Annotated in this window: 22 protein-coding genes and 1 tRNA gene; 15 read left to right on the top strand and 8 right to left on the bottom strand. The window is 63.0% G+C overall.

All coding sequences use genetic code 11. From position 1 onward, the window contains the following. Window positions 1-101 precede the first annotated feature (101 nt). Together N1058_RS12630 and N1058_RS12625 are read left to right on the top strand one after the other, a co-directional pair. Entirely contained in the window at window positions 102-605 is a 504-nt protein-coding gene (locus tag N1058_RS12630; RefSeq protein WP_265517922.1) for a hypothetical protein, read from the top strand. A gap of 191 nt (window positions 606-796) precedes the next feature. Further along, a complete protein-coding gene (locus N1058_RS12625; RefSeq protein ID WP_265517921.1) occupies window positions 797-1,429 on the top strand; it encodes a protein NO VEIN domain-containing protein in 633 nt (210 codons plus the stop codon). A gap of 64 nt (window positions 1,430-1,493) precedes the next feature. Here N1058_RS12625 and N1058_RS12620 read toward each other — a convergent pair whose 3' ends face one another. Further along, the gene (locus N1058_RS12620; protein WP_265517920.1) at window positions 1,494-1,901 is read right to left on the bottom strand and encodes a hypothetical protein; all 408 of its coding nucleotides are present in this window, start codon (window positions 1,899-1,901) and stop codon (window positions 1,494-1,496) included. A 167-nt stretch (window positions 1,902-2,068) separates the two neighbouring features. Between N1058_RS12620 and N1058_RS12615 the strand changes: the two genes are divergently transcribed. Next, the gene (locus N1058_RS12615; RefSeq protein WP_265517919.1) at window positions 2,069-2,452 is read left to right on the top strand and encodes a DUF736 family protein; all 384 of its coding nucleotides are present in this window, start codon (window positions 2,069-2,071) and stop codon (window positions 2,450-2,452) included. 371 nt (window positions 2,453-2,823) lie between these two features. Further along, window positions 2,824-4,935 carry a DUF3363 domain-containing protein gene (locus N1058_RS12610; protein WP_265517918.1) on the top strand — a complete coding sequence of 704 codons (2,112 nt, stop codon included), beginning with the start codon at window positions 2,824-2,826 and terminating at the stop codon, window positions 4,933-4,935. 92 nt (window positions 4,936-5,027) lie between these two features. Here N1058_RS12610 and N1058_RS12605 read toward each other — a convergent pair whose 3' ends face one another. Next, window positions 5,028-5,468, bottom strand: a complete 441-nt coding sequence (locus N1058_RS12605) for a hypothetical protein (protein WP_265517917.1) — start codon at window positions 5,466-5,468, stop codon at window positions 5,028-5,030. Between the two features lie 326 nt (window positions 5,469-5,794). Between N1058_RS12605 and N1058_RS12600 the strand changes: the two genes are divergently transcribed. Beyond that, window positions 5,795-7,558: a DUF6119 family protein gene (locus tag N1058_RS12600; RefSeq protein WP_265517916.1), complete on the top strand. Its 1,764-nt coding sequence runs from the start codon at window positions 5,795-5,797 to the stop codon at window positions 7,556-7,558. Window positions 7,559-7,926: 368 nt separating this feature from the next. Here the strand turns inward: N1058_RS12600 and N1058_RS12595 are convergent, their stop codons facing one another. Further along, window positions 7,927-8,178 carry a helix-turn-helix domain-containing protein gene (locus N1058_RS12595; protein WP_265517915.1) on the bottom strand — a complete coding sequence of 84 codons (252 nt, stop codon included), beginning with the start codon at window positions 8,176-8,178 and terminating at the stop codon, window positions 7,927-7,929. Between the two features lie 127 nt (window positions 8,179-8,305). On the opposite strand from N1058_RS12595, the gene N1058_RS12590 reads away from it, so the two are divergent. The 3 genes from N1058_RS12590 (at window position 8,306) to N1058_RS12580 (ending at window position 9,934) form a co-directional block, all read left to right on the top strand. Then, window positions 8,306-9,052 (top strand): hypothetical protein, encoded by a 747-nt coding sequence (locus N1058_RS12590; RefSeq protein ID WP_265517914.1) that lies wholly within the window; start codon window positions 8,306-8,308, stop codon window positions 9,050-9,052. 5 nt (window positions 9,053-9,057) lie between these two features. Then, window positions 9,058-9,282: a hypothetical protein gene (locus tag N1058_RS12585; RefSeq protein ID WP_265517913.1), complete on the top strand. Its 225-nt coding sequence runs from the start codon at window positions 9,058-9,060 to the stop codon at window positions 9,280-9,282. Window positions 9,283-9,676: 394 nt separating this feature from the next. Next, complete coding sequence (locus N1058_RS12580) at window positions 9,677-9,934, top strand: hypothetical protein (RefSeq protein ID WP_265517912.1); 258 nt, start codon at window positions 9,677-9,679, stop codon at window positions 9,932-9,934. A 779-nt stretch (window positions 9,935-10,713) separates the two neighbouring features. Here N1058_RS12580 and N1058_RS12570 read toward each other — a convergent pair. Continuing rightward, window positions 10,714-11,166, bottom strand: coding sequence for a hypothetical protein (locus N1058_RS12570; RefSeq protein ID WP_265517911.1), 453 nt, complete (start codon window positions 11,164-11,166; stop codon window positions 10,714-10,716). On the opposite strand from N1058_RS12570, the gene N1058_RS24225 reads away from it, so the two are divergent. Further along, the gene (locus tag N1058_RS24225) at window positions 11,047-11,610 is read left to right on the top strand and encodes a tyrosine-type recombinase/integrase (RefSeq protein WP_420847986.1); all 564 of its coding nucleotides are present in this window, start codon (window positions 11,047-11,049) and stop codon (window positions 11,608-11,610) included. The two genes, N1058_RS12570 and N1058_RS24225, sit on opposite strands and share 120 nt — an antisense overlap. On the opposite strand, the gene N1058_RS12565 is transcribed toward N1058_RS24225, so the two are convergent. The 3 genes from N1058_RS12565 to N1058_RS12555 form a co-directional block, all read right to left on the bottom strand. Further along, window positions 11,570-11,645 (bottom strand) — tRNA-Glu (locus N1058_RS12565). The genes N1058_RS24225 and N1058_RS12565 overlap by 41 nt on opposite strands. 91 nt (window positions 11,646-11,736) lie before the next feature. Further along, window positions 11,737-12,828 (bottom strand): YcbK family protein, encoded by a 1,092-nt coding sequence (locus tag N1058_RS12560; RefSeq protein WP_265517910.1) that lies wholly within the window; start codon window positions 12,826-12,828, stop codon window positions 11,737-11,739. A gap of 338 nt (window positions 12,829-13,166) precedes the next feature. Then, window positions 13,167-14,996 (bottom strand): PHA/PHB synthase family protein, encoded by a 1,830-nt coding sequence (locus N1058_RS12555; RefSeq protein ID WP_265517908.1) that lies wholly within the window; start codon window positions 14,994-14,996, stop codon window positions 13,167-13,169. A 97-nt stretch (window positions 14,997-15,093) separates the two neighbouring features. Between N1058_RS12555 and N1058_RS12550 the strand changes: the two genes are divergently transcribed. The 3 genes from N1058_RS12550 (at window position 15,094) to N1058_RS12540 (ending at window position 18,299) form a co-directional block, all read left to right on the top strand. Next, window positions 15,094-15,483 (top strand): hypothetical protein, encoded by a 390-nt coding sequence (locus N1058_RS12550; RefSeq protein WP_265517907.1) that lies wholly within the window; start codon window positions 15,094-15,096, stop codon window positions 15,481-15,483. A gap of 186 nt (window positions 15,484-15,669) precedes the next feature. After that, entirely contained in the window at window positions 15,670-16,887 is a 1,218-nt protein-coding gene (locus N1058_RS12545) for an LL-diaminopimelate aminotransferase (protein WP_265517905.1), read from the top strand. A 101-nt stretch (window positions 16,888-16,988) separates the two neighbouring features. Next, window positions 16,989-18,299 carry a homoserine dehydrogenase gene (locus tag N1058_RS12540; protein WP_265517904.1) on the top strand — a complete coding sequence of 437 codons (1,311 nt, stop codon included), beginning with the start codon at window positions 16,989-16,991 and terminating at the stop codon, window positions 18,297-18,299. Between the two features lie 21 nt (window positions 18,300-18,320). Here N1058_RS12540 and N1058_RS12535 read toward each other — a convergent pair whose 3' ends face one another. Then, window positions 18,321-19,184 carry a DMT family transporter gene (locus tag N1058_RS12535; protein ID WP_265517903.1) on the bottom strand — a complete coding sequence of 288 codons (864 nt, stop codon included), beginning with the start codon at window positions 19,182-19,184 and terminating at the stop codon, window positions 18,321-18,323. Window positions 19,185-19,293: 109 nt separating this feature from the next. Between N1058_RS12535 and N1058_RS12530 the strand changes: the two genes are divergently transcribed. From N1058_RS12530 to recJ, 3 genes are all read left to right on the top strand, one after another. After that, on the top strand, window positions 19,294-20,697 hold the full coding sequence (locus N1058_RS12530; protein WP_265517901.1) for an aminotransferase-like domain-containing protein: 1,404 nt from the start codon (window positions 19,294-19,296) through the stop codon (window positions 20,695-20,697). Between the two features lie 202 nt (window positions 20,698-20,899). Beyond that, on the top strand, window positions 20,900-21,877 hold the full coding sequence (gene glpX / locus N1058_RS12525) for a class II fructose-bisphosphatase (RefSeq protein WP_265517900.1): 978 nt from the start codon (window positions 20,900-20,902) through the stop codon (window positions 21,875-21,877). A 45-nt stretch (window positions 21,878-21,922) separates the two neighbouring features. Next, the gene (gene recJ, locus N1058_RS12520; protein ID WP_274709259.1) at window positions 21,923-23,710 is read left to right on the top strand and encodes a single-stranded-DNA-specific exonuclease RecJ; all 1,788 of its coding nucleotides are present in this window, start codon (window positions 21,923-21,925) and stop codon (window positions 23,708-23,710) included. Window positions 23,711-23,834 lie beyond the last annotated feature (124 nt).

The raw sequence follows: 23,834 nt of genomic DNA, 5'->3' as shown, positions 1-23,834 counted from the left end.
GGCCATAATACCTCTTCATTTCCCCCTCCAAGGGGGCAGACTCGGCTGGAAAATTCAAGAAAAAGAATCGGGTAGGGTCCTTTTCGGCCCTTTGGGGGATTATGACGTTTGGAGAGTTAAGAGACGCGCTGACGGCACGGCTGGATGAGGGAGATCGTGGCGACAGGGGATGGTGGCTCCTGACCCGCGTCCATCTGAGCGCCGTCCGGCTACAGCAGATCGCCTCCTACCTGCATGATGCCGGTGCCGCTCATGCCCTCACGCTCACGCCGGGCCACTATCGAAACCTTGCCCGCAACCTTGAAATCGACACGCCGGTCCCCGCCGTCGTTATCAACAGGCACTACTTTCTGGCGATGGATACACCGCTGCGGCTGATCGAGCGGATCGATGCCCGCCGCTGGCAGGACATCCGCCTGACACCGGCAGGAATAGCGCTCGCGACCGCGACGGACACAGTCGAGGTTCTGGAGAATCAACTTGCTGGCATCCGGTTCTGCCGTGTTCCCTGGTATTCGCGGGGACGGGCGGATGAGTATGCCGCCTTCAACATAAGACCCTATCAGGCCATCCTCGACGTATTGGCCCGCTCCGCCGGTATGTAGATGTTGACGAGTTCGATCTGTTCGTCTCACGCATCCGAACGGAAGTCGAGGTTGATCCCGCCGTTGCGCGCATTGCTGCGTTCAGGCTTCTTGCCGGGCCGCAGAAGCAGGCCTTGCGGCAGCTGGTAGAAGACAGGATACCGGACGGCGCAGGCAACAATCCGCGTAAGCCTTACAACAATTGGCGGGACGTGGCCCGCCACACCTTCTCCCTGTTCTCCCTAGGCGAGCGCGCTGTTCGGGTTGAAAACGAACTTCTCCTGACCCGCGCTTTGGCCAGCACTGTGACCGAGGAAGCCGAGGCGGAAGAAGACGTCACCGGTCGTCCACGGCAACGGCCCGCACGGACCAGACCGGCGCCAGCGCAGCGCGCACCGACTGTTCTGCGAATCCCCGACGCCGAAGCACCCGAAGAACTTCTTTCCCCTCCGGCTGCACCGCAGGCCAATAGCGGAGCCGATTCCGAGCTGCTTATCGGCAAGGTCTTCGCGGCGGCGGGCTGGGAAGTCGTTTACTACAATCAGAGGCGCGGTTACGGGTTCGACCTATGGGTGCGGAAGGACGGACAGGCGTTTGTGGTTGAGGTCAAGAGCTTCGCCGGCCGGGGGGCCAGTGTTACCCTCACGGCGCTAGAATTCGAGGCGGCGAACCATCACGGGGGCAATTTCCTGCTCGTCGTTGTCGAAGATGCCGCCACATATCGGCCCATAATCCGCGTCATTCAGAACCCGGCTGCATCCCTTGTGTTTACCGAGTCCCAGGCATTTCAGTTCAGCGCAGGCCGCGCAGGATGGCTTGCCGCCGCTGAAGATCTCGAACCCTGAGTAAGCATCGTGCTATAACGGCTCCGTTACCAAAGCGGAGCCGCCCACTGATTTCGGCACGGCCCTAGCGCCGCAAATCATTGATGGAGCACAAGCTTCCGTCACTACCGCGATACTTCCAGTTGCCGTTCCAGATATTTTCCGGCCCGGCGGCAATCGTATCGTTCAGTTGATTGAGCGTCGGATAGCGCGCCCCCGTATCCTCGCGCACCCAGACGCCAGCGGTCGCCACCGCCGCATATTCCTTGCGCTTGTAGGTGCGAATGGCGCGAAAACCTTCCGGGAAATGCACGCCGTTTCGCGTGTCGTGAACACCCCCGTCCGCAGGGGTCGACTCGGCTGCACCGTGCTTCTCTGCTGTGCCACATCCCAGCACGCGACGCAGGATCGTATCTTCTGCTTCCTCTCCTTCCTGGCGTTGCGCCCAAATGGCGGCAAAAACGTCGGTCGAGATGGCGATGGTTCTGGACATGGGTGTCTCCTGGCTTGATTATGCTTTTAAATAGCAAATAGTGCTATTTGCTGTCAACAAGCAAATTGGAGCAGGGGCCGTGCGGGCTCCGCCCTCCCTCCCTGGCCGGGCAGGCCCGCGCCGACGCACTGACACTTTTCACCACCCCGCAACCGAGGGAGATTCTCATGGCTAGTATCGGCGCATTCCAGAAGACCAAGACCGGATATTCCGGCCGCATCCGCACGCTCGTCGTCGACGCCGAAGTGGTGCTAATCCCTGCGAAGAAATCCGACGCCGAGACGCGCGTCTATGTCGCCGCGCTCGCGCCGATTCTCGGCGGCGTGGCTGCATCCAGACCGCCATCATCGGCACCGCCACCGCCGCCCGACCGGCGCGAGGCACCGCTGTCCGTCATGCGCTCGACCGCCATGCGGGCTGCCGCCGCGCTGCGGTTCGAGGCGCAATCCGGCGACGCCCGTGTTGCAGTTCCGGTGCGCGATTCCGCCGATATGGAGGCGCAGGGCGGCAGTATTTTCGTGGCCCGCGCGAACGACGGAGGAACGCCATGAGGACGGCGTTCCCGCGCGCGGCGGTGACCGTTTCGGTGTGCAGTCAGGCAGGTTCGCGCCTGGCTGGATTACCGGCAGGAGGTGCGGAAAGGACGGAAAAGGCGGAGGGCAAGATAAAGCGAACTCGCGTTTGCCCTCCCGTTGGTCGTTAAGTCATTGTCTGCACATTGTTTTTTTAACTTTGACATGGTGCCATTGCGGCACCATCATGAAGCAGGCTGGTGCCAGCGGGTCGGATTTTATCGTGGCTTCAATGGCCTGGCATGGTGCCGTTGAGAGGTTCAATCAGGCAGCTACGCCCTCCTTACGTTTATGTCCGCCCCTATGCGATCGCGCGGTTTTCGCCCTTGAACGCCCGGAATCATCGGTCCATGTCAGCTCTCATGGCAGACGAGTTCGATGACATCTTCCGCGTCCGGCCGGGACCACCGCGCAGCCGGGGCGGCGGCGGCACGTCGGGCGGAAACTCCTTCCGCCGCCAGGTGGAAATGGCGGTGCGCAAGGCCGGCGGCGATCCGCGTCGCATCGGCAGGTCCGCCGGAAGGGGGAGCGGCCGCTTCAACGCCCGCGGCCGCGGCGCCAAATTGGCAGCATCGTTTCCCAGGGAGAACGCCGGCTGGAAGCGCTATGAAGGCGGGATGCGCTTTCGCTCGCGCAGGGTAGTTGTGAAGGCCCGTGTGGTGAAGCTCAATGTTGGGCGTGGCGGCCGCAGCTTCGTCACCAGCGCCAAGGCGGTCGATGCGCATCTGCGCTATCTCGAACGCGACGGCGTAACCCGGGACGGCGAGAAGGGCCGCGTCTATTCCGCCTATCTAGACGAGGCCGACGGCAAGGCCTTCATCGAACGCGGGCGCGCGGACCGACATCAGTTCCGCTTCATCGTCGCACCGGAAGACGCCGCCGAGCTCAATGACCTGCGCGGCTTTACCCGTGACCTGATGCGGCAAATGGAAGACGACCTCGACACCCGGCTCGACTGGGTAGCGATCGACCACCACAACACCGGCCACCCGCACACCCATATCCTGGTGCGCGGCGTCACCGATGACGGCAAGATCCTCAACATCGCCGGCGACTACATCGCCCATGGCATTCGCCACCGGGCATCGGAACGGCTGACGCTGGAACTCGGACCGCAGAGCGAGTTGGAGGTTGCCCAAAAGCTGGCCAGGGAAGTCGACGCCGACCGGCTGACCCGGCTCGACCGGATGCTGATCGCCGAGCAACGGGACCACGACCTGATCGATCTCAATCCCAATGCCAGCGACAGCTTCACCATCCGCGCCAACCGCTATCTGCTGATCGACCGGGTGCGCAAGCTGGAGCGCATGGGACTGGCCGAAGAAATCGACACCGGACAATGGTCGCTGTCCGACAACGCCGAGGAGACGTTGAAGGACCTCGGCATGCGCAACGACATCATCAAGACCATGCACCGGGCACTGACAGCACACGACCTCGCCGAAGAGCGCTCGCCCGGCTGCTTTGAAATGCACGGGAAAGGCATCCGGGAGCCGATCATCGGCCGCGTGCTGGCCAAGGGGCTGGCCGGTGACGAGATGAGCGACCGGCTGCATGTCGTCATCGACGGGGTCGATGGCCGCGTCCATTATGTGGAGATGGCTGATGCGGCAAGGCTCAATGACATCGGCATAGGTCACATCGTCGCCCTGGAGCCGGTCCAGGCCAAGACCGAGCCCAGACCCGCCGACATCAACATCCGCGATGCCACAGACGGCACCGGCGTCTACCGGCCAGGCCGTCACCTGGAACTGGCGCGCGCAAAGATCGAGCGCATCGGCGGCGATCCCGACGCCTTCATCCGGTCCCATGTCCGTCGCCTTGAAGCGCTGCGCCGGGCAGGGCACGTCGAACGCATCGATGCCGATCATTGGAAGGTGCCGTCCGACCTGCCCGAACGTGGCATTGCCTATGACACCCGCAACAGGGGCAAGGACTTCACCCTGCGCACGCTTTCGGCTGTCGACCTCGAAGCGCAGATCGGCAGTGACGGCGCCACTTGGCTCGACCGCGAGCTTGTCTCACCCGACCGGACCACGCTTGCGCCCAGGGGCTTTGGCCGGGAGGTTACCCAAGCGCTCGACAAACGCGCCTTCAGACTGGTCGAGATAGACATCGCCACACGGGATGCGACAAGCGGCGTCATCACCTTCCCGCGCGGCATGCACCGCACGCTGGAACGACAGGAAGTGGCGCGCGTGGGCCGCGAAATGGCCAACGCCAGGGACCGCATCTTCACAGCCATGGAAATCGGCGACGAAGCACGCGGCAAGCTCGTCGGTGCCGCCAATCTCGCCAGTGGCCGCTACGCCATGCTCGACAACGGGCACCAGCTCCATCTCGTGCCTTGGGAGCCGATGCTGGAAAAGCGCATCGGCCAGACCATCAGCGCCCGCGTTCGAACCACCGGCGGCATCGAATGGACCTTTGGGCGGCAGCGTGGAATCGGCATCGGAATGTAGCGGCGTCGCATTTATCATAGCCGCCGGATCGGGGAACCACTGGCCTCGAACTGGAAGGTTGTGGCTACAGCCTCGGGAAGGCCGCCTAAGCCTCAGCCGCTGCCGGTCGGCGTCACCATCGTCTCGGCGTCGCTCGTATCCGTATGTACCGCCTCGCGGATCAGCCGCTCGGTCGTCGCCTCGAAGTGAAGCCACAGGTCCGAGTGCAGTTCGGAAAACTGCCGCCAGATCACCGTGTCGAAAAATCGCCGCGGCGCGCGCACCATGATCGTTGTGTGCCGCTGCCGTGGATAGCGATAGGGCCGGATGCCATAGCGCCGGCACAAGGCCACAAAGAGCCGAATCGCCCATGGATCGGGCATCGAGAATTGCATCTCCACCGGCGGATCCTGACGGTGGATCTCCGCCAGCCTGGCCTTCAGCCGTTCGCTCGCGGCCCCGGCCGCCTCCCGCTCACCGGTTGTTCCTGCGCCGAGATAGAGCGCTTCCACCTTGCGCAGCTTCTCGCGCAACTGTTCTTCGATGCCAATCATCTATCGCCGACTGCCGTTGCGCCTCGTATGCAATGGCAACATTCCTGGTCGCAGCCGTCAACGCGGCCAAACCCCATTCCACAAAACTTATCCACCCAGGCGCGCAACTCGGCTGTAGCTATACCGATGCCGTCTCAGGAGGGGCCGTTAGCGGACTGGCATCTGCTTTCAGTCGAACGAGGCAAAAATAGCTGACCTTCCTGAACAGCTGCCAAATGAGTCGTCTCGCCTGGGCGCGTGTAGGCAATAGTTGTGCCGACGAAGTTCAATTAATTCATGCTTGCCTTTGAGTATATCGGGGCTAACCTCTTCTGGGGGGTGGCAAGATGGCGGATGAGGACGGCGAAAAGGAGTTGGGCCAGATCTCGCTTTATCTGGCGAAGGAAGGGAAGCCCTTTGAAAGTGTGATCGATTTCGACACGCTGGTGAAGCGGCACCAGAGCAGCGAGCATCAATTCGAAGTTAACGATGCGGTCTGCCGGTTCATCTATTTCGAGACCTCCGCCAAAAAAGCCAATCCGCCTTGGCTCGACTTCATCAATGTCCAGATTGCCGCGACGGACCAGAAAAGCTTCGCCGCCTGGAGTCACAGCGCCAATGGCATTCTCGCTATAGCGCTCGATGGTCAGCTATTCATCGCTACCTTTGGCCGCAGCGCTGGGTCTCTAATCCAGCGGAAGGAGATCCAGACCGATTTCGGCATCCGGACAGCGATGAATCTATGTGGCAACGAGGAAATTCGCCAAACGCGGACGCAGAGCCACTCGCTAACCCCTACGCATATCGATCGACAGGTCGCGCGCCCGTCGCAAAGCTTCGTGTTCGGCCTCAGCGAATCCGAGGATCTCAAGTCCATTGCCGCGCACCTCAAAGGCAATCCGCTGGTCACGCTGCAGGGCCGCGATCATCTCACGATCAAGATTATCGGCACCGAAAAGCTTAGCTGGGACCGGCTGATCGAGCAGTGTCGCGGTTTCGCTGCGGCTTATGACAGCGAGGATTTTGCCAGCCTCTTCCCCAATTACCGCAACTTCAAGCCCGCCGATGACGATCAGATCAAGTTGCTCGATCAGGCACTGATCGACACTTTACGTTCAAAAGAGCTCGAGCCTGTCCAGCTGTGGATCCCCGAGCTTATCGCCGACGACGATTATAGCTTCAGCTATTCCGACAATCCTAAGCGCGACAATCGCATCTACGCCTTTCTTGATGTCGGGCAGCTGGCGCGCGCACTGAATCTTGACAAGGTCACTATCAAGACGCTCCGCACCCGGCGCATCTACGCTTATTCACATCAGGAAGACCGCGTCCTCTCGTACAAATGGTGGTCGCTCTACGACTGCATGCTCTTCGAGCATAAGCTCGACGACAGCCATTTCATCCTGAGCGGCGGGACCTGGCGCCAGGTTGAGGGAAATTTCTATCAATCCGTGACCGACTTCGTCACCAACCAAGTGCGCGAGGAAGTGTGCGAGCCGCTTTATGCCGGCATCTCGATTGCCGACCAGACCGCGCGCAAGAATCGCGAAGCGGTGTTCAATACTCAAGCATGCGTGTTGCGCCCGCAGAGCATCCGTTTCGACCAGGCTAAGCTGCGGATCGGGTCGAGCCGGCAGAATAAGGAATTTTGTGACATTCTCGATCTGACCGACGATGGCACGATGCGGATCATCAATTGCAAGCCGTACAAAGGGTCGTCATCGATCAGCTATCTGTTCGCTCAGACCCGCTTTTACTGCGACAGCTTCCTCCACGATCCGGTGTTCCTGTCGGAAATCCTGAACTATGTCGCGAGCGCACCGACCCCGACTAAGGCCGACTATCTAGCGCATATCAAAGCCGACATCCGCGAAGTGGTCGGCAGCGATTATCAGGTCTGCGTCTGGCTACTGTTCGACAACAAGAAGCCCCAACCGACCCGCGCGAGCCTGCCGTTCATGGCGCAATACGAGCTGAAGCTGATGCAGGAGCATTTGCGCAACCACTGCAAGTTCGGAGCGGTCGTGCTCCGCTTCATCCCGGTCGAGATCGTCAATTTCGAGCGTGACGCCAAGCCAACCAAGGAGCAGAAAGCAAGCGCTGGCGGCTAATCCGAGTTCCGCAAGCCAGTCGTTCTTGTCCGCTGGTCCGCCGTATGAATTAAAGGCAGGTTCTGGGAACAGTGAGCCCCATCCTGAACGACGGGGACCGTTAAGATAGTTATAGGCGCATCGCCTCGAAAAAAGCGACCACGATCTCCCGTCGGACGGGTACGCTCTCCATCTACAGTCCCGCGCGTATGGTAGATGACCGGTGAAGCGTCACACGAGACATCCGGCACCAGGGACTTGCAGGAGGATTTCTAGCCCCCGGCTGCACGTGAGCTGCAAGATCAAACGATCCAGCGCCTCGTGGCTATCAAGATTCTTCGCCGCCTCGTTTGGTGAGGAGTCGGCGTAGGGACAGGTGGGGCGACTGCTCACGCACGATCGGGCCTTTTGGCAAGTCTCACACCTGGGCCGCCGCCATTTTCCGGTGTAAACTCGACACCAGCGGCTTCCAGCGCGGCAGACAACGCCCCAAGGGTTGTCTGCCGCGGTACAGTTTGGGCGCCTTCAATTCTCGCGAGTGTTCGAACCGTCACCCCGGATGCGTTAGCCAAGTCCTCTCGTGACCAATTAATCAATGCACGAGCGGCTCGTATCTGCTCTGGGTAAATGTCCTTTTTCATGACATTTCTTCTTGCTAACGTCACAAAAAGTGACATAATCATTCATGCTTTAAACGCGCGGCCGCACAAGGTGCTCACAACACCCAGTGCGACCTGACCACATCCCAAGCTGTAAGGAGCTCGGATCATGGATGATTCGGACGATACCACGACTTTGTCTTCCGTCACCCGCAGGCGTTTGCTGACGGGGACGATAGCGACAATGGCCGTGTGGCCGTTGCAGGGTGGGGCGGCGATTGCCGGCACACTGGCCGGCAACCCTTCTTTCGACCCGGCGCTTTCGCTCTGGCGTGAATGGAAGACCACCTATCTCCACACGGCCGCCCTGTGCCGCAAGCAACAGCGTTTGGAAACAAAGTTGGTCGGCCGCGTCGGCTTCCCTCAAGCGCAGGTCCATCTGCCGGACGAAGACGTGACCGTCACCGTCTCCTGGCTCGGGGACATCGAGGAGCTGTTTGGCGACGACCCCGCGCTGGCCGATATCCGTTCCAAGGCCGAGGCCGATCTTGCCGCCCATCAGGCGCGCTGGGACGAAGCCGATGCTCAGATCGGCTATTCCGCCGCCAAGCGGGAAGAGCAGGAAGCATCCGACCGCGAGCAGAACACGTTCGATGCTCTGACCCACACGCCGGCCACCTCGCTTTCTGGCGTGGCTGGCAAGCTCGATGCCATCCTGCGTGAGGGCGAGAGCTGGGAGGACTGCTCGGACTTCCCCTGGCCGCAGGTGCGCTCGGCATTGGTTGATGTCGTGCGCATCGGGCAGGCGCTGCAGCCGGGAACTTTCATGCCGGGCGGTGACCGCAAGGGACCGTATCAGCGTCGCCATAGGGACGGCTGCTGCTTCCGGGTCTGGAAGGCTCCGGACGGGAGTTGAAGGCCATGGCCCGCCAAAAGCCTGACGCCCTCGATGCCGCACTGACGCTCTGGGATATTGCCGATCCTGAGGAGGCGGCCGCGGCGGCGCGTGATCTTTATGGTCCCGCCGCAGCCACTGCTGCCGCATCGGCCGCCTTCACCGCCCGCTATGCCGGACGGGAGGCAGACTTCCGTTTCTGGTTTGAAGTGTTCGTCAAGCTGTCTGCCGGTCATGGACGGATCTCGTAGTCGCAATGCATCCTCGTTCCCACTGGGTTTCGGGAAAACGGCCTTGTCTTCCTGCAAGGAGCAAGCCGGAACGGGAACCGGCCCCGTCAAGGCCGCAGCCGTTTCGCGGTGGCGCACATCGCACCAGCCTGGACCGGCTGGTTCCGGCCCGGCAAGGGCTTGGGAAGCGGACAAGGGATTGGTGGGCGCGCTGGCGCTCCACGCGTGAGGGCGAGCGGTGGCCGATTCGCCCGCTAAGAGGAGAGGAAGCGGCATTGGCGATGAGAGCTTCCCAGAACATTCAACGCCCTATGCACCTTTATGTACCCGCCAGAACGACACGATGAAGATTCTGCTTTGAAGCCGCCGGTTGCCGGTGTTTCCTGCCTAAACACACATCGTGTTGGAGAACGGCATGGAAGACGAAGCCAAGTTCGAACGGGAAGACATTGGCCAGCCGGCCAACGACAATTGCGGGCCGAAACAGGCCAATGTCGAGGACGCCGATATTGCACCCTGGCAGCGGGCGGACCGGGTGGTTCTAAGCATCGCCCGGCTGATCGGCCGTCAGATCGCCCGCGAGCACTTCGAGGCCTTGCAGGCGGCAAACGATAATAGGTGCCCGGCGGAGGAGGCAGAGGGCCACGGTCCGAAGGGCAGGGAAGAAGGATAGGGAGAAAGCTCCAATGCACCGCGCCGCGTTCTACGCCCGCTATTCATCGGACAACCAGCGGGAAGCTTCCATCGAGGACCAGTTCCGGCTTTGCGAGGAACATGCGGCACGCGAGGATTGGATCCAGCATGATCCTGAGGTCGCGCGGACTACCGCTTCTGGCTTGGGGCTTCACCCGGCTCGAAGCCTCGCCGGATAGGCAAGGGGATCGGGAGCTGGACGGGCGATCGAAGTTATGGACGAGGCGGCCGGCCCTGATGACGTTGATGCCTTGCACTGCGCACCAGGAGTTGGAAGGGAGAATGCGTGATGCAAACGTGTGAGCGCTGGCCGCGTGGGTTGAGGCGGGCTTCCGCTGCAGCCTATCTCGGCATTTCGCCTTCGCAGTTCGATAAGGAGCGGGCGGCGGGACGGATTCCAGCGCCAAAGGACTTGTTTGGAGTGCAAATTTACGATCGGCACGACCTGGACGCGATTTTTGACGGTAAGTTGATCGAAGCCGGTAACGATAATGAGCTAAATGCATGGGACGCGCATTGGTCGGGCACCGCAAACCAAAATACGTGAATGCCTACGAAGATCGACACGGCAAGCTGCGAATTTATTTACGCCGCCCTGGTCGGCCGCAGGTGCCCCTGCCTGGCCCGCTGTACTCTGAGCCGTTCTGGATTGCCTACCACAAGGCGATGGAGGGCGAGGCGGTTGCCAAGGTTTCAGGGGCGCCGACTCGATCGGTTTCGGCGGCCATCGCTGCCTACTATGTAAGTGCAGAATTCAAGTCACTGGCATCTATTACACAATCGACGTACCGGAATACGCTGGAGCGGTTCCGGAATGACTACGGTCACCTGCCGCTGGCCGGGATGCGGACGCAAGACGTCAATCGCGTTCTTGCCAGCATGTCGCCTGGATCGGCAGTTCATCTCCGCAAACGTCTGCACCAATTGTTTGAGTTCGCGAGAGCGGTCGGCCTCGTCACCGGCAATCCAGTTAAGGAGGCAATGCGCATCCGCAAAAAGACGGTCGGCTATCGCACGTGGAGCGAGGCTGACATTGCCTCCTTCCGTGCCCACTGGGGTGACGGGACACCGCAGCGACTGGCCATGGAAATCCTGCTTTACACGGGGCTGCGGCGATCGGATGCCGTCCGGATCGGCTGGCGGCATATTGCCGATGACCGAATCGAGATCGTGGCCGGCAAGACCGGCGTGGACTTGAGCATTCCGATCCATGATGAGCTATGGCGCTTCCTAAAGGAGAGGCCGCTTACCGACCCGACCTTTATCATTACTGCCTATGGCCAGCCGCGTTCCGAGAAGGCATTCACCGGCTTTATAAGCGAGGCGGCGCGTGATGCCGGGATCGAAGCACAGGCCTCACCCCACGGCCTGCGCAAGGCCGCCTGCCGCAGGCTTGCAGACGCGGGCGCCAGCGCGCATGAGATCATGGCCGTCACCGGCCATACGAAGATAGAGGAGATATTGACCTATACTAAGGCTGCGGAGCAAAAGCGTTTGTCACAGACCGCAATGGCAAAAATGGCCGGTGCATTCGATCTCAAATTGCCTAACCCAGATAAGCGGTTAGGCAAAAGTACCGATAATGTATTGAAAACATTTGTGCAGATAAGCGAAATGGTACGCCCAACGGGACTCGAACCCGTGTTTCCGCCGTGAAAGGGCGGCGTCCTAGACCGCTAGACGATGGGCGCGCTCAAGACGAGGCGGGTTATAGAGAGCTTCGATCATTCCGGCAACCCGTCTTCTTTGCCGCATGACAGTTTTTTCCGGGGCCTTCGTGGATCAGCGTTTGCGGCGGCAGCGCCAGTTCCAGTCGCGCTCGGGGCCGATGTCGACATGCACGGATTTGGTGTGGCAATAGGTGCCCACGCCGCCGCGGCCGGGCATGGAGCGGGCGAATTTCGCCAGTTCCCATTTGGAAACGCCCGGTATCTGGATATCGACCGCCGCGCAGTACATGTGCAGCGAATTGCGGGCACCGCGCACGCGTCTGTTGTGGCTGGGGCTGCGGTAGCCGGAGGTGACGACGACCTTCTTGCCGTAATGCCGCTCGATTGTCTGCACCGTGCGAAGCAGTGCCGGCTTGAGGCAGGAAACATCGACGCTTTCGCGCTGGGTCAGCAGGCCGTTCGGCGCCAGCCGCGCGAGGCCGGCGGCGGAGGCGACCTGGTAAGAGCCTTCTTCCTCGTAAAGGTCCAGGTCGCTGTCGTCGTCTATGTCGGACTTGCGCTTGATCTCGAAAAGGTTATCGCCCTGGCGCACGCCCGGCAGGGGATCGGCGCTGGCGAGGAAGGGCGAAGACGTTGCGCTTGCCGATGCGAGCGTGATGAGCGGCTTCGTTTCCTCAGCTTCTTCCTTCTTCTCGGACGCGATCGGCTTGTCTTCGCTCACCGGCGTCGGCTGCTCTGATTCGGCAGGCTGACGCGGGGAGAAGAAGGCGGAGAGGAAGCCGCGCTTCTTTTCGAGCGCGGCATCGGCTGCGGTTGTCTCGGTCGCTTCCTGCGGGGGGAGGGCGTCTTCGGCTGCCGCTTGCTCCACCGGCTGCGCGGTTTCCGGCTGGGCCGGCTTTTCGGCGACCGCCTGCCGGGGATCGGCTGCGGCCTGCGCGATCTCTACCTGCGCGGGCTCTTCTGCAGCTTCGGCGGACTGCGATTCGTTCTCGTCCTCGGGTTCAGTCTGTGATCCCGGACGCGGCGTAGGCAGTGCAGCGATTTCCTGGTCGCCAGAGGCCGATTGGAAGAGCGATACGCCGCCATCTGCTTCGCCGTCCGCTGCCGCCGTCTGTTGTTCGGCGGGCGCAAGGCCGAGTTGCGCCACCGGGTCGGAAGACGCCGAGCAGGACGCGAGCATGATCATGGCCAGAACCGCCCCCAAGGAGCGCCCCCTCACCACACTTTCAGCCCCGGATTTTCGGGTTCCAACAACGGTGTCAAAAGCCAAAAAGCAGCCCTTCTCGGCAGCCGGTTCTGCGGGAAAAATTCCGCAATCGTCGCAATGCGATTACGCCGCGGTGCGGCTGTCCGCCCCTCGGCAATGCCCGCTTGCTCGATTTGCCTGCGGCGTTCCTGCGCAATATCCACAGGTCGCAAAGCGGCTGGCAGTCCCCGAAGCAACGCGAACACTGGTATGACTGGTAACGAAAATGTGCGCCGGCTGCAACACGCAATGGGGAAAAACGGTTACCCTCGAAAAATATCCGCCTCGATCAAGGGCTAGATTCGCACGCGCACATAGTCGCCGGGGGCCTCGCCCAGAAAGTTTTTCCCGCGCTCGAATCTGCGGGCAGACACGCGCTCGTCGTTCTGCTTTTCGATCCACACCTGCCAGTGAACCCACCAGGAGCCGGGCGTCGGGACCGCCTTTTCCAGCCATTCCTCCAGCGATGCTGCTTTCAGATCCCCGGTCCAATACTGATACTTGTTCAGTTCCGGCGGGTTAACCACTCCGGCAATATGACCGGAGCCGGCGAGCGTGAATTCGACCGGTCCGCCGAACAGGCTGGAGCCGGTGAAGACGGACTTGGCCGGCGCGATATGGTCCTCGATGGTGGCAAGGTTGTAGACGGGTATCTTTATGTCCTGGAGGCTGATGCGCTTTCCGCGCAGCTTGGCCCGGCCCCGCGCCAGATTGTTCTCCAGATAGCAGTTGCGCAGATAGTAGGAATGGTTGGCGGCGGCCATGCGGGTCGAATCGGCGTTCCAGTAGAGCAGGTCGAAGGGCAGGGGGTCGCGGCCGCGCAGGTAGTTGTTGACGACATAGGGCCAGATGAGATCGCGGGCGCGGAGCATGTTGAAGGCGGTCGCCATGCGGCTGCCTTCGAGATAACCCTTCTGCTTCATGGCCTCGTCGACCGCCTTGACCTGCTCCTCGTCGACGAAAACCTTGAGATCGCCGGCGTGGGTGAAATCCACCTGCGTCGTGAAGAAGGTGGCGGTGGCGATGCGGTCGTCGTCCTCCCGTGCCATCAGGGCAAGGGCGGCTGCCAGCAGCGTGCCGCCGACGCAATAGCCGATAGCATTGGCCTGGTGCTCGTCGGTGCGCTCGGCGATCGTGTCGAGGGCAAAGCCGATGCCTTCATTGATATAGTCGTCCCAGTCCTTGGTGCCATGCCTTACGTCCGGGTTGACCCAGGAGATGACGAAGACCGTGTGCCCCTGTTCGACCGCCCAGCGGATGAAGGAGCGCTTCTCGTTGAGGTCGAGGATATAGAACTTGTTGATCCAGGGCGGCACGATCAGCAGCGGGCGGCGCAGCACCTCTTTCGTGGCGGGCGCATATTGGATGATCTCGGCGAGCTCGTTTCTGGCGACTACCTTGCCGGGAGTGGTGGCGAGGTTCCTGCCCACCTCGAATTTCGAATAGTCGGCCTGCCGCAGGCGCAATTCGCCTTTGCCGGCGGCGATGTCCTCGGCCAGCATACGCATGCCGCGCACCAGGTTCTCGCCGTCGGTTTCCATGGTCTCGCGCAGGAGCTGCGGATTGGTCATGATAAAGTTGCTGGGCGACAGGGCGTCGCTGATCTGCCGCACATAGAAGCGGGCCTTGTGCCGCGACTGCTCGTCGAGCCCTTCCGCATCGTCCACCAGATCGGCGGCCCAGCGGGTCGTCACCAGATAGGTCTGTTTCAGGAAATCGAAAAAGGCGTGGCGCGCCCAATCCGGGTCCTCAAAGCGCTTGTCGCCCTGCTCAGGCTCGATGCCGCTCGAAACGGCATCTTCGCCGCTCAGCTTGCGGATGGCATTGGCCCAGATGCCCATATAGGCGCCGAAAAGGCGGGTCTGGGCTTCCAGCGCGCGGGAGGGGTCCGAGAGCCAATATTCGGTGAGCTTGGAGAAGGTGCGCACCATGTCGGTCGCCGGTTCGGCGGCGGGATCCTCCGCCTCGCCGCTTTCGCGGGCGCGGGTCCACTGGGCGGCGGCCTTGCCGGCTTCTTCCAGTGCCCTTGCCATGTTGCGCGCGAATTGCTCCGGGTTCTTCACCATGTAGGACTCGACATCCGGCGGACCGTCCGTGCGGCGATTTTCGCTCTTCGTGTCGACCATAGATCGCGCTGCCTCCCAGTTGCGCTATATTGACATACTGCGGCGGAAAGAGTCTTTCCTTCCTATGAAAACCTAAAGCGTTGACCAGGAAAACAATATGAAAATCGCGAGACCGCGCCGGAATTATTGCATAATCGCAATCCGCGCCGCATTCGGCGCCGGTTTTCTGGCCGCGTCCGGTTCCTGCTCGACCATGGCGCTCGATGAGATCGCCCCGCAACCTACCGCGGCAGTCCTGCCACCGCCCGCCGCCGCCCAACCGACACAGCCCGACGGCTACCCCAATCTCAATATACGTGCCGAGCCGGCTTTCGAGCAACTCAGCGACGAAGACCGCGCCGCGCTCACCGACGATCTAGCGGCGGCGCGGGCTCGCCAGGGCAGCGCTGCTTCTGCCGGACAGGCGGCCTCCGAGCGCGAGCGGCTGCGGCGGCTCGCCCTACAGCATGGCGATGAAGCGCAGCGCGAGATCGAGGCGACGGAATAGGGCAGATCGTTCGCCGCCTTCTTCTATCGACCGGTATCGCGAACGGGTATATAGAGCGGCGATCTCTCACTAGAGCGCCATGCGTCCATTCGGACGCATAAAGGACGCTCTATCTCTTTGTTTTCCGCATTTATGCGGACGTCAGGTGGGTCCACCTGACTGCAAAATGCTATATGGAACAGGGCTATGGAAGAGTTTCACAAGGTCCGCAGGCTGCCGCCCTATGTCTTCGAGCAGGTGAACCGGCTCAAGGCCAGCGCTCGCTCGCGCGGCGCCGACATCATCGACCTCGGCATGGGCAATCCCGACCTTCCGACGCCGAAATCCATCGTCGACAAGCTTTGCGAGGTCGTGCGCGACCCGCGCACGCACCGCTACTCCTCGTCGAGGGGCATTCCCGGCCTGCGCCGCGCCCAGGCCGCCTACTACGCGCGGCGCTTTGGCGTGAAGCTCGATCCCGAGAGCCAGATCGTGGCCACGCTGGGCTCGAAGGAAGGTTTCGCCAACATGGCGCAGGCGATCACGGCGCCGGGCGACGTGGTGCTTTGCCCCAACCCGACCTATCCGATCCACGCCTTCGGCTTCATCATGTCGGGCGGCGTTATCCGCTCCATGCAGGCCGAGCCCGATGAAGGCTTCATCCCGGCGCTGGAGCGGGCCGTACGCCATTCCATTCCCAAGCCGCTGGCGCTGATCCTCAACTACCCGTCGAACCCGACGGCCTGTGTGGCGACGCTCGATTTCTACAAGGATGTGGTGGCCTTCGCCCGCAAGAACGACATCATCATCCTTTCCGACCTTGCCTATGCGGAGATCTATTTCGAGGGCGCGCCGCCGCCTTCCGTGCTCCAGGTTCCGGGCGCGATGGACGTGACGGTCGAGTTCACCTCCATGTCGAAGACCTTTTCCATGCCCGGCTGGCGCATGGGCTTCGCTGTCGGCAATGAAAGGCTGATCTCCGCGCTTTCGCGGGTGAAGTCCTATCTCGACTACGGCGCGTTCACGCCCATCCAGGTTGCCGCGACCGCGGGGCTCAACTCGGACGGGGCGGAGATCGACGAGGTGCGCTCGGTCTATCGCCGCCGCCGCGACGTGCTGGTGGATTCCTTCGGCAGGGCCGGCTGGCACGTCCCGCCGCCGCCGGCCACCATGTTCGCCTGGGCGCCGATCCCCGAGCCGTTCAAGGCCATGGGGTCGCTCGAATTCTCCAAGCTCCTGGTCGAGCAGGCGGACGTGGCGGTGGCGCCCGGCATCGGCTTCGGCGAGCACGGCGATGATTATGTGCGCATCGCGCTTGTGGAAAACGAGCATCGCATCCGCCAGGCTGCCCGCAGCATCAAGCGCTTCCTTGCATCCGCCGCGCAGAACGCCGACAACGTCGTGCCGCTGAGCGCGCGCAGATAGCGCGATGCCGGAAAGTTGCGGACTTTTCGGACATCGTGCATCAGGACGAAGCTAGAATTTCAACAGTCACTTCCAGGAATGATCGGAGGGGTTATCCCGTTATGGCCGAAGCCTTGCGCATAGGAATTGCCGGATTGGGCACAGTGGGCGCCAGCATGGTGCGGATGTTGCAGGACAAGGCTGCCGAGCTCACGCGGCAATGCGGGCGCGAGATCACGGTCGTCGGCGTTTCGGCGCGCGACCGCAACCGCGACCGCGGCATCGATCTGGGCAATGCGCAATGGTTCGACGATCCGGTGGCCCTGGCCAGGGCCGGCGACATCGACGTCTTCGTCGAGTTGATCGGCGGCGAGGACGGCCCGGCACTTTCCTCCGTCAAGGCGGCGCTCGAGGCCGGCCGTCACGTGGTGACGGCCAACAAGGCGCTGCTTTCAAGGCATGGCGTCCAACTGGCGACGATCGCCGAGAAAAAGGGCGTGCTCCTCAATTACGAGGCGGCGGTGGCCGGTGGCATCCCGATCATCAAGACGATGCGCGAGGCCATGGCAGGCAACAGCGTCACCCGCGTCTTCGGCATCATGAATGGCACCTGCAACTACATCCTCACCCGCATGGAGGCCGAGGGCATCAGCTTCGAGGATTGCCTCGCGGATGCGCAGCGTCTTGGTTATGCGGAGGCAGACCCGACCTTCGACATCGAAGGCCAGGATACCGCGCACAAGCTGTCGATCCTCACCAGCCTCGCTTTCGGCTGCAGGATTTCAGCGGACGACATCTATCTCGAAGGTATCTCCAATATCACCCAGGCCGATATTCGTGCTGCCGCCGAGCTCGGCTACCGCATCAAGCTCCTGGGCGTGGCGCAGAAGACGGAGAGCGGCATCGAGCAGCGGGTGCATCCGACCATGGTTCCGGTAAGCTCGGTCATCGCGCAGGTGCACGGTGTCACCAATGCCGTGGCCGTCGAGACGGATTATCTGGGCGAGCTGCTTCTGACAGGTCCCGGCGCGGGCGGCGATGCGACCGCATCGGCGGTCATCGGCGACGTGGCCGACATCGCCAAGAGCCGCCCTGGCTTCCAGCACGGACCGGTCTTCGGCCGGCCGGCCAGAGAGCTCGTGCCCTACAAGCGCGCGCGCATGCGCTCCCACGAGGGCGGCTATTTCATCCGGTTGACGGTGCACGACCGCGCCGGCGTTTTCGCCGCAATCGCCAAGCGCATGGCCGACAACGACATTTCGCTGGAGTCCATCGTCCAACACGGCGACGCTACCGAAGACGCCCACAAGACCGTGATCCTCGTCACTCACGAGACGACAGAGGCCGCCGTTCGCAAGGCCGTCGACGGCATCGTCAAGGACGGGCATCTGGTGGACAAGGCACAGGTGATCCGCATCGAGCGGGCGGCGTAAGGGGCGGGGCCGCGTGCCCCGCTATCTCGCGAACTTCTTGGCCCCCGCCACGCACAGCACGACGGCAATCGTCACCACGAGCATGCTCGCGCTCACCTGCTCGCGCAGCAGGCCAGCGGCCAGCGCGAGGCCGAAGAAGGGCTGAAGGAGCTGCAGCTGCCCGACGGCGGCGATGCCGCCCTGCGCCAGCCCGCGATACCAGAACACAAAGCCGATGAGCATGCTGAACAGCGAGACATAGGTGAACCCCACCCAGGCGGCGTCGCCTATGCCCCTCAGCGATAGCGGCATGGTGACGAAGGTCAGCGCCAGCATGATCGGCAGCGACAGGACGAGCGCCCAGGAAATTACCTGCCAGCCGCCGAGCTTGCGCGACAGTTTCCCACCTTCCGCATAGCCCAGCCCGCATACGACGATCGCTGCCAGCATCAGGAGGTCTCCGATGGGCGAGACGGAAAGGCCCTGCGTCGCCGCGAAGCCGGCAACGAGCGCGCTGCCGAGGCAAGAGAACAACCAGAAGGCCGGCTGAGGACGCTCGCCACCGCGCAGCACGCCGAAAATCGCCGTCGCCAACGGCAGCAGGCCGATGAAGACGATGGAATGAGCGGACGTGATATATTCGAGCGCCAGCGCCGTGAGCAGCGGAAAGCCCACCACGACGCCGAGCGCCACGATGGCCAGTGACAGCAGGTCGCCGCGCTCCGGGCGCTTCTCGCGAAACGCCGTCAGGAGCGCGAGACCCAGCAGTCCGGCGATGGCCGCGCGCGCGGCCGTCAGGAAGACGGGATCGAACTCCATCACCGCCACTCGCGTCGCCGGCAGCGACCCGCTGAATATCAGTATGCCCAGGAACCCGTTGATCCAGCCGCTCGCCGTCTTGTCCAATTCATGAATCCCGTGTCGTTTTCGGCTGTTATCGGCGGCTGCGGATGGCGTTGCCAGATACAATCCAGTACAGTTCGTCAAAACTGTTATGGGTACTGAAGCATTACAGATGGACGATCGCACCGGCATCGACGGGAATGAGGCAACGCTGGTCGGCGCGGTCATGGCGAGAATCCGCCAGCGCATTGCTGCGCGCAGCCTGACGCCGGGCGCGAAGCTGCCGTCCATCCGCTCCTTTGCTAGAACCATGCAGGTTTCCACATCCACCGTCGTCGAAGCCTATGAAAGACTGGTGGCGGAGGGCACGATCCGGTCGCGGCCGGGCTCCGGCTTTTATGTTTCCAGCCCGCTGGCGCCGTTGTCGCTGGCCGATGTCGGCCCCAGGCTCGACCGGGAGATCGATCCGCTTTGGGTGTCGCGCCAGTCTCTGGATGCGGGCGGGCAGGTGCTGAAACCCGGCTGCGGCTGGCTGCCGGCCTCGTGGATGCCGGAGGGCGGTCTGCGCCGCGCGCTGCGGACGCTGGCGCGCGCCGACGATGCGGCGCTGACCGACTACGGCACGCCACTGGGGCTCGCCCCGCTGCGCCAGCTTCTGGCGCGGCGTATGGGCGAGCATGGCATCGAGGCCTCGCCCGACCAGATCGTCCTGACCGAATCGGGTACGCAGGCCATCGACCTTCTCTGCCGCTTCCTGCTCGAGCCCGGAGACACGGTTCTGGTCGACGACCCCTGCTATTTCAATTTCCATGCGCTGCTGCGCGCGCACCGGGCGAACATCGTGGGGGTCCCCTATACGCCCTCGGGGCCTGACATCGATCTGTTCGCGCGGGCGCTGAGCGAACACCGGCCGCGCCTCTACATCACCAACTCGGCGCTACATAATCCCACCGGCGCGACCCTTTCCCCCGTTGTCGCGCATCGCCTGCTGAAGCTCGCCGACCAGTCGGGGCTGACGATCATCGAGGACGACATCTTTGCCGATTTCGAACATACGCCCGCACCGCGCCTGGCCGCGTTCGACGGTCTGGACCGGGTCGTCCATATCGGCAGCTTCTCGAAGACGCTTTCGGCATCGGTGCGTTGCGGCTTCATCGCCGCGCCCCCGGACTGGATCGAGGGCCTCACCGATCTCAAGATCGCCACCTCTTTCGGCGGTGGACGGTTTGCCGCGGAGCTGGTGCTGACGCTTCTCAGGGACGGGAGTTATCGCAAGCACATGGAAGCGCTGCGGCTGCGCCTTTCGCGCGCCATGATCGACGTGACCGGCCGATTGGCGGCAATCGGGATCACGCCGTGGATCGAGCCGCAAGCCGGCATGTTCCTCTGGTGCAGGCTGCCCGACGGCATCGATGCGGCCGAAATCGCCCGCCATGCCCTTGCGGCCAATATCGTGCTGGCACCCGGCAATGCGTTTAGCCTTTCCCGGACAGCCAACAGCTACCTGCGCTTCAACGTCGCCCAGTCCGGCGATCAACGCATATTCGAGGTGCTCGAGAAGGCGATGAGGGGTTGAACCCCCCACGATACGACACGAGAGCTGGCATTCCTCTCGCGCTGTCATATTTATTCAATCGATTCATGTTGCTAGGTGAACACGCAGGGCTCTTGCGGCGCGAACCTCCGTTTGCCACAAGGGCCGAGCTCAATTCCGTCCGCGCCGCGGACGCGGGCCCGTCTGGAAAACCGGCCCAATCTGGAGAACAGGGATGACCTTCATGCCGAAAAATCCGCAAGCCGGTCTCGACCGCATTCTGACGCTGGAGCTTGTGCGCGTGACCGAGAGGGCCGCCGTGGCGGCCGCGCGGCTCCGGGGCCGCGGCGACGAGAAGGCGGCGGACCAGGTTGCCGTGGACGCCATGCGCTCCGAGCTCAACCGGCTGCCCATCAAGGGCACGGTGGTGATCGGCGAGGGCGAGCGCGACGAGGCGCCGATGCTCTATATCGGCGAGGAAGTGGGCGCGGGTGAGGGGCCGGAGGTGGACATCGCGCTCGACCCGCTGGAAGGCACGACGATCTGCGCCAAGAACCTGCCCAATTCGCTGGCGGTCATCGCGATTGCCGAGCGTGGCAGCCTGCTTTACGCGCCGGACGTCTACATGGAGAAGATCGCCGTGGGGCCGGGCTATCCCGAAGGCATCGTCGACCTGGACGCACCGGCGGTGGAGAATATCGAGAACCTGGCCAAGGCCAAGGGCGTTCCGGTTTCCGAAATCACCGCCTGCATCCTCGACCGGCCGCGCCATGCGCGCCTGATCGAGGAGGTGCGTGCGACGGGAGCCGCCATCCGGCTGATCGGCGACGGCGACGTGGCGGGCGTGATCCACACGACCGATCCGGACGAGACCGGCATTGACATCTATCTCGGCATTGGCGGCGCGCCCGAGGGTGTTCTGGCGGCGGCGGCGCTGCGGTGCATCGGCGGCCAGATGCAGGGCCGCCTGCAGCTCAATACCGAGGAAAAAATAGCGCGCGCGGCCAAAATGGGCATTTCCGATCCCGCCAAGGTCTATCGCATGGACGAGATGGCCAAGGGCGACGTGCTGTTCGCCGCCACCGGCGTGACGGATGGAAACCTGCTCGCAGGCGTGAAGTTCGGACGGGATTCGATCCAGACTCATACGATCGTCATGCGCTCCTCCTCGCGCACCGTGCGTGAGATAAAGGCGGAGCACCAGGATCTCGACAAGTTCTGACCATCGGGCTTGCGTTGACTGCAAATAACGACCAAACCCGCCTTCATGCATGATGTGACGGGCGACAAGCGGTACTTCCTCGACGTGCGGCAGTCCGCACGCGGCATTGGCTGGGTGCACCGGCTGGATGCGCGCGGCGAGAACATGGCCCTTGCCATGGCACAGAGCCACGGCCTGCCGGACATCGTCTGCCGCGTTCTGGCCGGGCGCGGCGTCGCGCCCGACGATGCGCAGCGCTTCCTGCTGCCCGCCATTCGCGATCTCCTGCCCGACCCGATGACCCTGACCGACATGGGACCGGCATCGGAACGGATCGCCGCGGCGGCGGCGAGCGGCGAGCGCGTCGCCATTTTCGGCGATTACGACGTCGACGGCGCGGTCTCCTCGGCGATGATGAAGCGCTTCCTCACCCACTACGGCGTTGCCAGCGAAATCTATATTCCCGACCGCATTTTCGAAGGCTACGGACCCAATCCGGATGCGATGCGGGAGCTGGCGGGCAGGGCCTCGCTGATCGTCACCGTCGATTGCGGGACGAACAGCGCGGAAGCGATCGCGGCGGGCCGCGCGGCGGGCGCGGACGTGGTCGTTCTCGACCATCACCAGGTGGGCGGCGCGCTGCCGGAAGGCGTGGCCGTGGTCAATCCCAACCGCGAGGACGACCTTTCCGGGCAGGGGCATCTGTGCGCCGCCGGCGTCGTGTTCCTGACGCTGGTGCGCGCGAGCCGGCTGCTGCGCGAGAAGATGCCGGCCACCGCGCCTTTCGATCTTCTCGGCATGCTCGACCTCGTCGCGCTGGCCACGGTATGCGATGTCGTGCCGCTCATCGGCGTCAACCGCGCCTTCGTGGTCAAGGGCATGCTGGCGGCGCGGCAGATGAACTCGCCCGGCCTTTCGGCGCTGGCGCGCATCTCGCGCATCGGTGAGCCGCTCAACCCTTATCACCTCGGCTTCCTGATCGGCCCGCGTATCAATGCCGGCGGGCGCATCGGCAATGCGGCGCTCGGCAGCAATCTTCTCGCCTGCACGGAGACGAGTGAGGCAGAAGCGATCGCCGAGACACTCGACCGGCTCAACCGGGAGCGTCAGGAAATGGAGACCGCCATGCTGGCCGAGGCTCGCGCGGAAGCCGATGCCGAACTTGCCGGTGGAGGCCCCGCCATACTGGTGACGGCGTCCGACAACTGGCATCCGGGGATCGTCGGCCTGATCGCGTCGCGGCTGAAGGATCATGCGCGTAGGCCGACGTTCGCCATCGCCTTCGATCTGAACGGAAAGGGCGCAGGCTCCGGCCGGTCGATACCCGGTTTCGACCTCGGCAAGCTGGTGCGCGCTGCGGTGGACGAGGGGCTGCTCGTGAAGGGCGGCGGGCACGCCATGGCGGCCGGCATCACCGTCGAGCGGGAAAAACTCGGCCGGTTGCGGGCCTTCTTCGAGGAAAAGGCCGCGACGGCCATCGCCGGTCTGAGGGACGCGGAAAGCCTGCAGATCGATGCGGCGCTATCGGCCGAGGGCGCGAATTTCGACCTGCTCGACCGGCTGGAGGCGGCGGGGCCCTTCGGCGCCGGTCATCCGGCTCCCATGCTGGCGCTGCCCAGGCACCGGCTGGCCGATGCCAGGGTGGTCGGTAACGGACACGTGCGGGCCGAGCTCCGCTCGCAGTCGGGCGGCAGGCTCCAGGCCATCGCCTTTCGCGCGGCCGAAAGCGATCTCGGCAAGTTCCTGTTCGACAATCGCGGCGCTTCCATCCACTTGGCCGGTTCGCTTTCGGCCAACTACTGGAACGGCACCCGCTCGGTGCAGTTCCGCATTTCGGATGCCGCGAAGGATTAGCCCACTTCTCTCACCGCCCGTTTATTCTGACGCGTTCGGCGGCCGATCAGACGGGCGTGCGTTTGGAGCCGCGCGCGGCCTGCGCCGCGGGAGAGCGGCGGTGGTGATCGGTGGCAATGTCTCC

This window comes from Nitratireductor luteus, assembly GCF_026162365.1.
GTDB classification, from domain to species: Bacteria; Pseudomonadota; Alphaproteobacteria; order Rhizobiales; family Rhizobiaceae; genus Chelativorans; species Chelativorans luteus.
The sequence above is the reverse complement of the archived record's forward strand: the minus strand, read 5'-3'. Positions and strand labels throughout refer to the sequence as shown.

Excerpts from the sequence above, each read along its gene's own strand:
- glpX (WP_265517900.1), top strand. The coding sequence starts at position 20,900 with ATGCCGAAAAATCCGCAAGCCGGTCTCGACCGCATTCTGACGCTGGAG.
- N1058_RS12580 (WP_265517912.1), top strand. The coding sequence starts at position 9,677 with ATGGAAGACGAAGCCAAGTTCGAACGGGAAGACATTGGCCAGCCGGCC.
- N1058_RS12600 (WP_265517916.1), top strand. The coding sequence starts at position 5,795 with ATGGCGGATGAGGACGGCGAAAAGGAGTTGGGCCAGATCTCGCTTTAT.
- N1058_RS12605 (WP_265517917.1), bottom strand. The coding sequence starts at position 5,468 with ATGATTGGCATCGAAGAACAGTTGCGCGAGAAGCTGCGCAAGGTGGAA.
- N1058_RS12585 (WP_265517913.1), top strand. The coding sequence starts at position 9,058 with ATGGCCCGCCAAAAGCCTGACGCCCTCGATGCCGCACTGACGCTCTGG.
- N1058_RS12595 (WP_265517915.1), bottom strand. The coding sequence starts at position 8,178 with ATGAAAAAGGACATTTACCCAGAGCAGATACGAGCCGCTCGTGCATTG.
- N1058_RS12530 (WP_265517901.1), top strand. The coding sequence starts at position 19,294 with ATGGACGATCGCACCGGCATCGACGGGAATGAGGCAACGCTGGTCGGC.
- N1058_RS12590 (WP_265517914.1), top strand. The coding sequence starts at position 8,306 with ATGGATGATTCGGACGATACCACGACTTTGTCTTCCGTCACCCGCAGG.
- N1058_RS12570 (WP_265517911.1), bottom strand. The coding sequence starts at position 11,166 with ATGGATCGGAATGCTCAAGTCCACGCCGGTCTTGCCGGCCACGATCTC.
- N1058_RS12610 (WP_265517918.1), top strand. The coding sequence starts at position 2,824 with ATGTCAGCTCTCATGGCAGACGAGTTCGATGACATCTTCCGCGTCCGG.
- N1058_RS12630 (WP_265517922.1), top strand. The coding sequence starts at position 102 with ATGACGTTTGGAGAGTTAAGAGACGCGCTGACGGCACGGCTGGATGAG.
- N1058_RS12615 (WP_265517919.1), top strand. The coding sequence starts at position 2,069 with ATGGCTAGTATCGGCGCATTCCAGAAGACCAAGACCGGATATTCCGGC.
- N1058_RS12550 (WP_265517907.1), top strand. The coding sequence starts at position 15,094 with ATGAAAATCGCGAGACCGCGCCGGAATTATTGCATAATCGCAATCCGC.
- N1058_RS12545 (WP_265517905.1), top strand. The coding sequence starts at position 15,670 with ATGGAAGAGTTTCACAAGGTCCGCAGGCTGCCGCCCTATGTCTTCGAG.
- N1058_RS12620 (WP_265517920.1), bottom strand. The coding sequence starts at position 1,901 with ATGTCCAGAACCATCGCCATCTCGACCGACGTTTTTGCCGCCATTTGG.
- N1058_RS12540 (WP_265517904.1), top strand. The coding sequence starts at position 16,989 with ATGGCCGAAGCCTTGCGCATAGGAATTGCCGGATTGGGCACAGTGGGC.
- recJ (WP_274709259.1), top strand. The coding sequence starts at position 21,923 with ATGCATGATGTGACGGGCGACAAGCGGTACTTCCTCGACGTGCGGCAG.
- N1058_RS12555 (WP_265517908.1), bottom strand. The coding sequence starts at position 14,996 with ATGGTCGACACGAAGAGCGAAAATCGCCGCACGGACGGTCCGCCGGAT.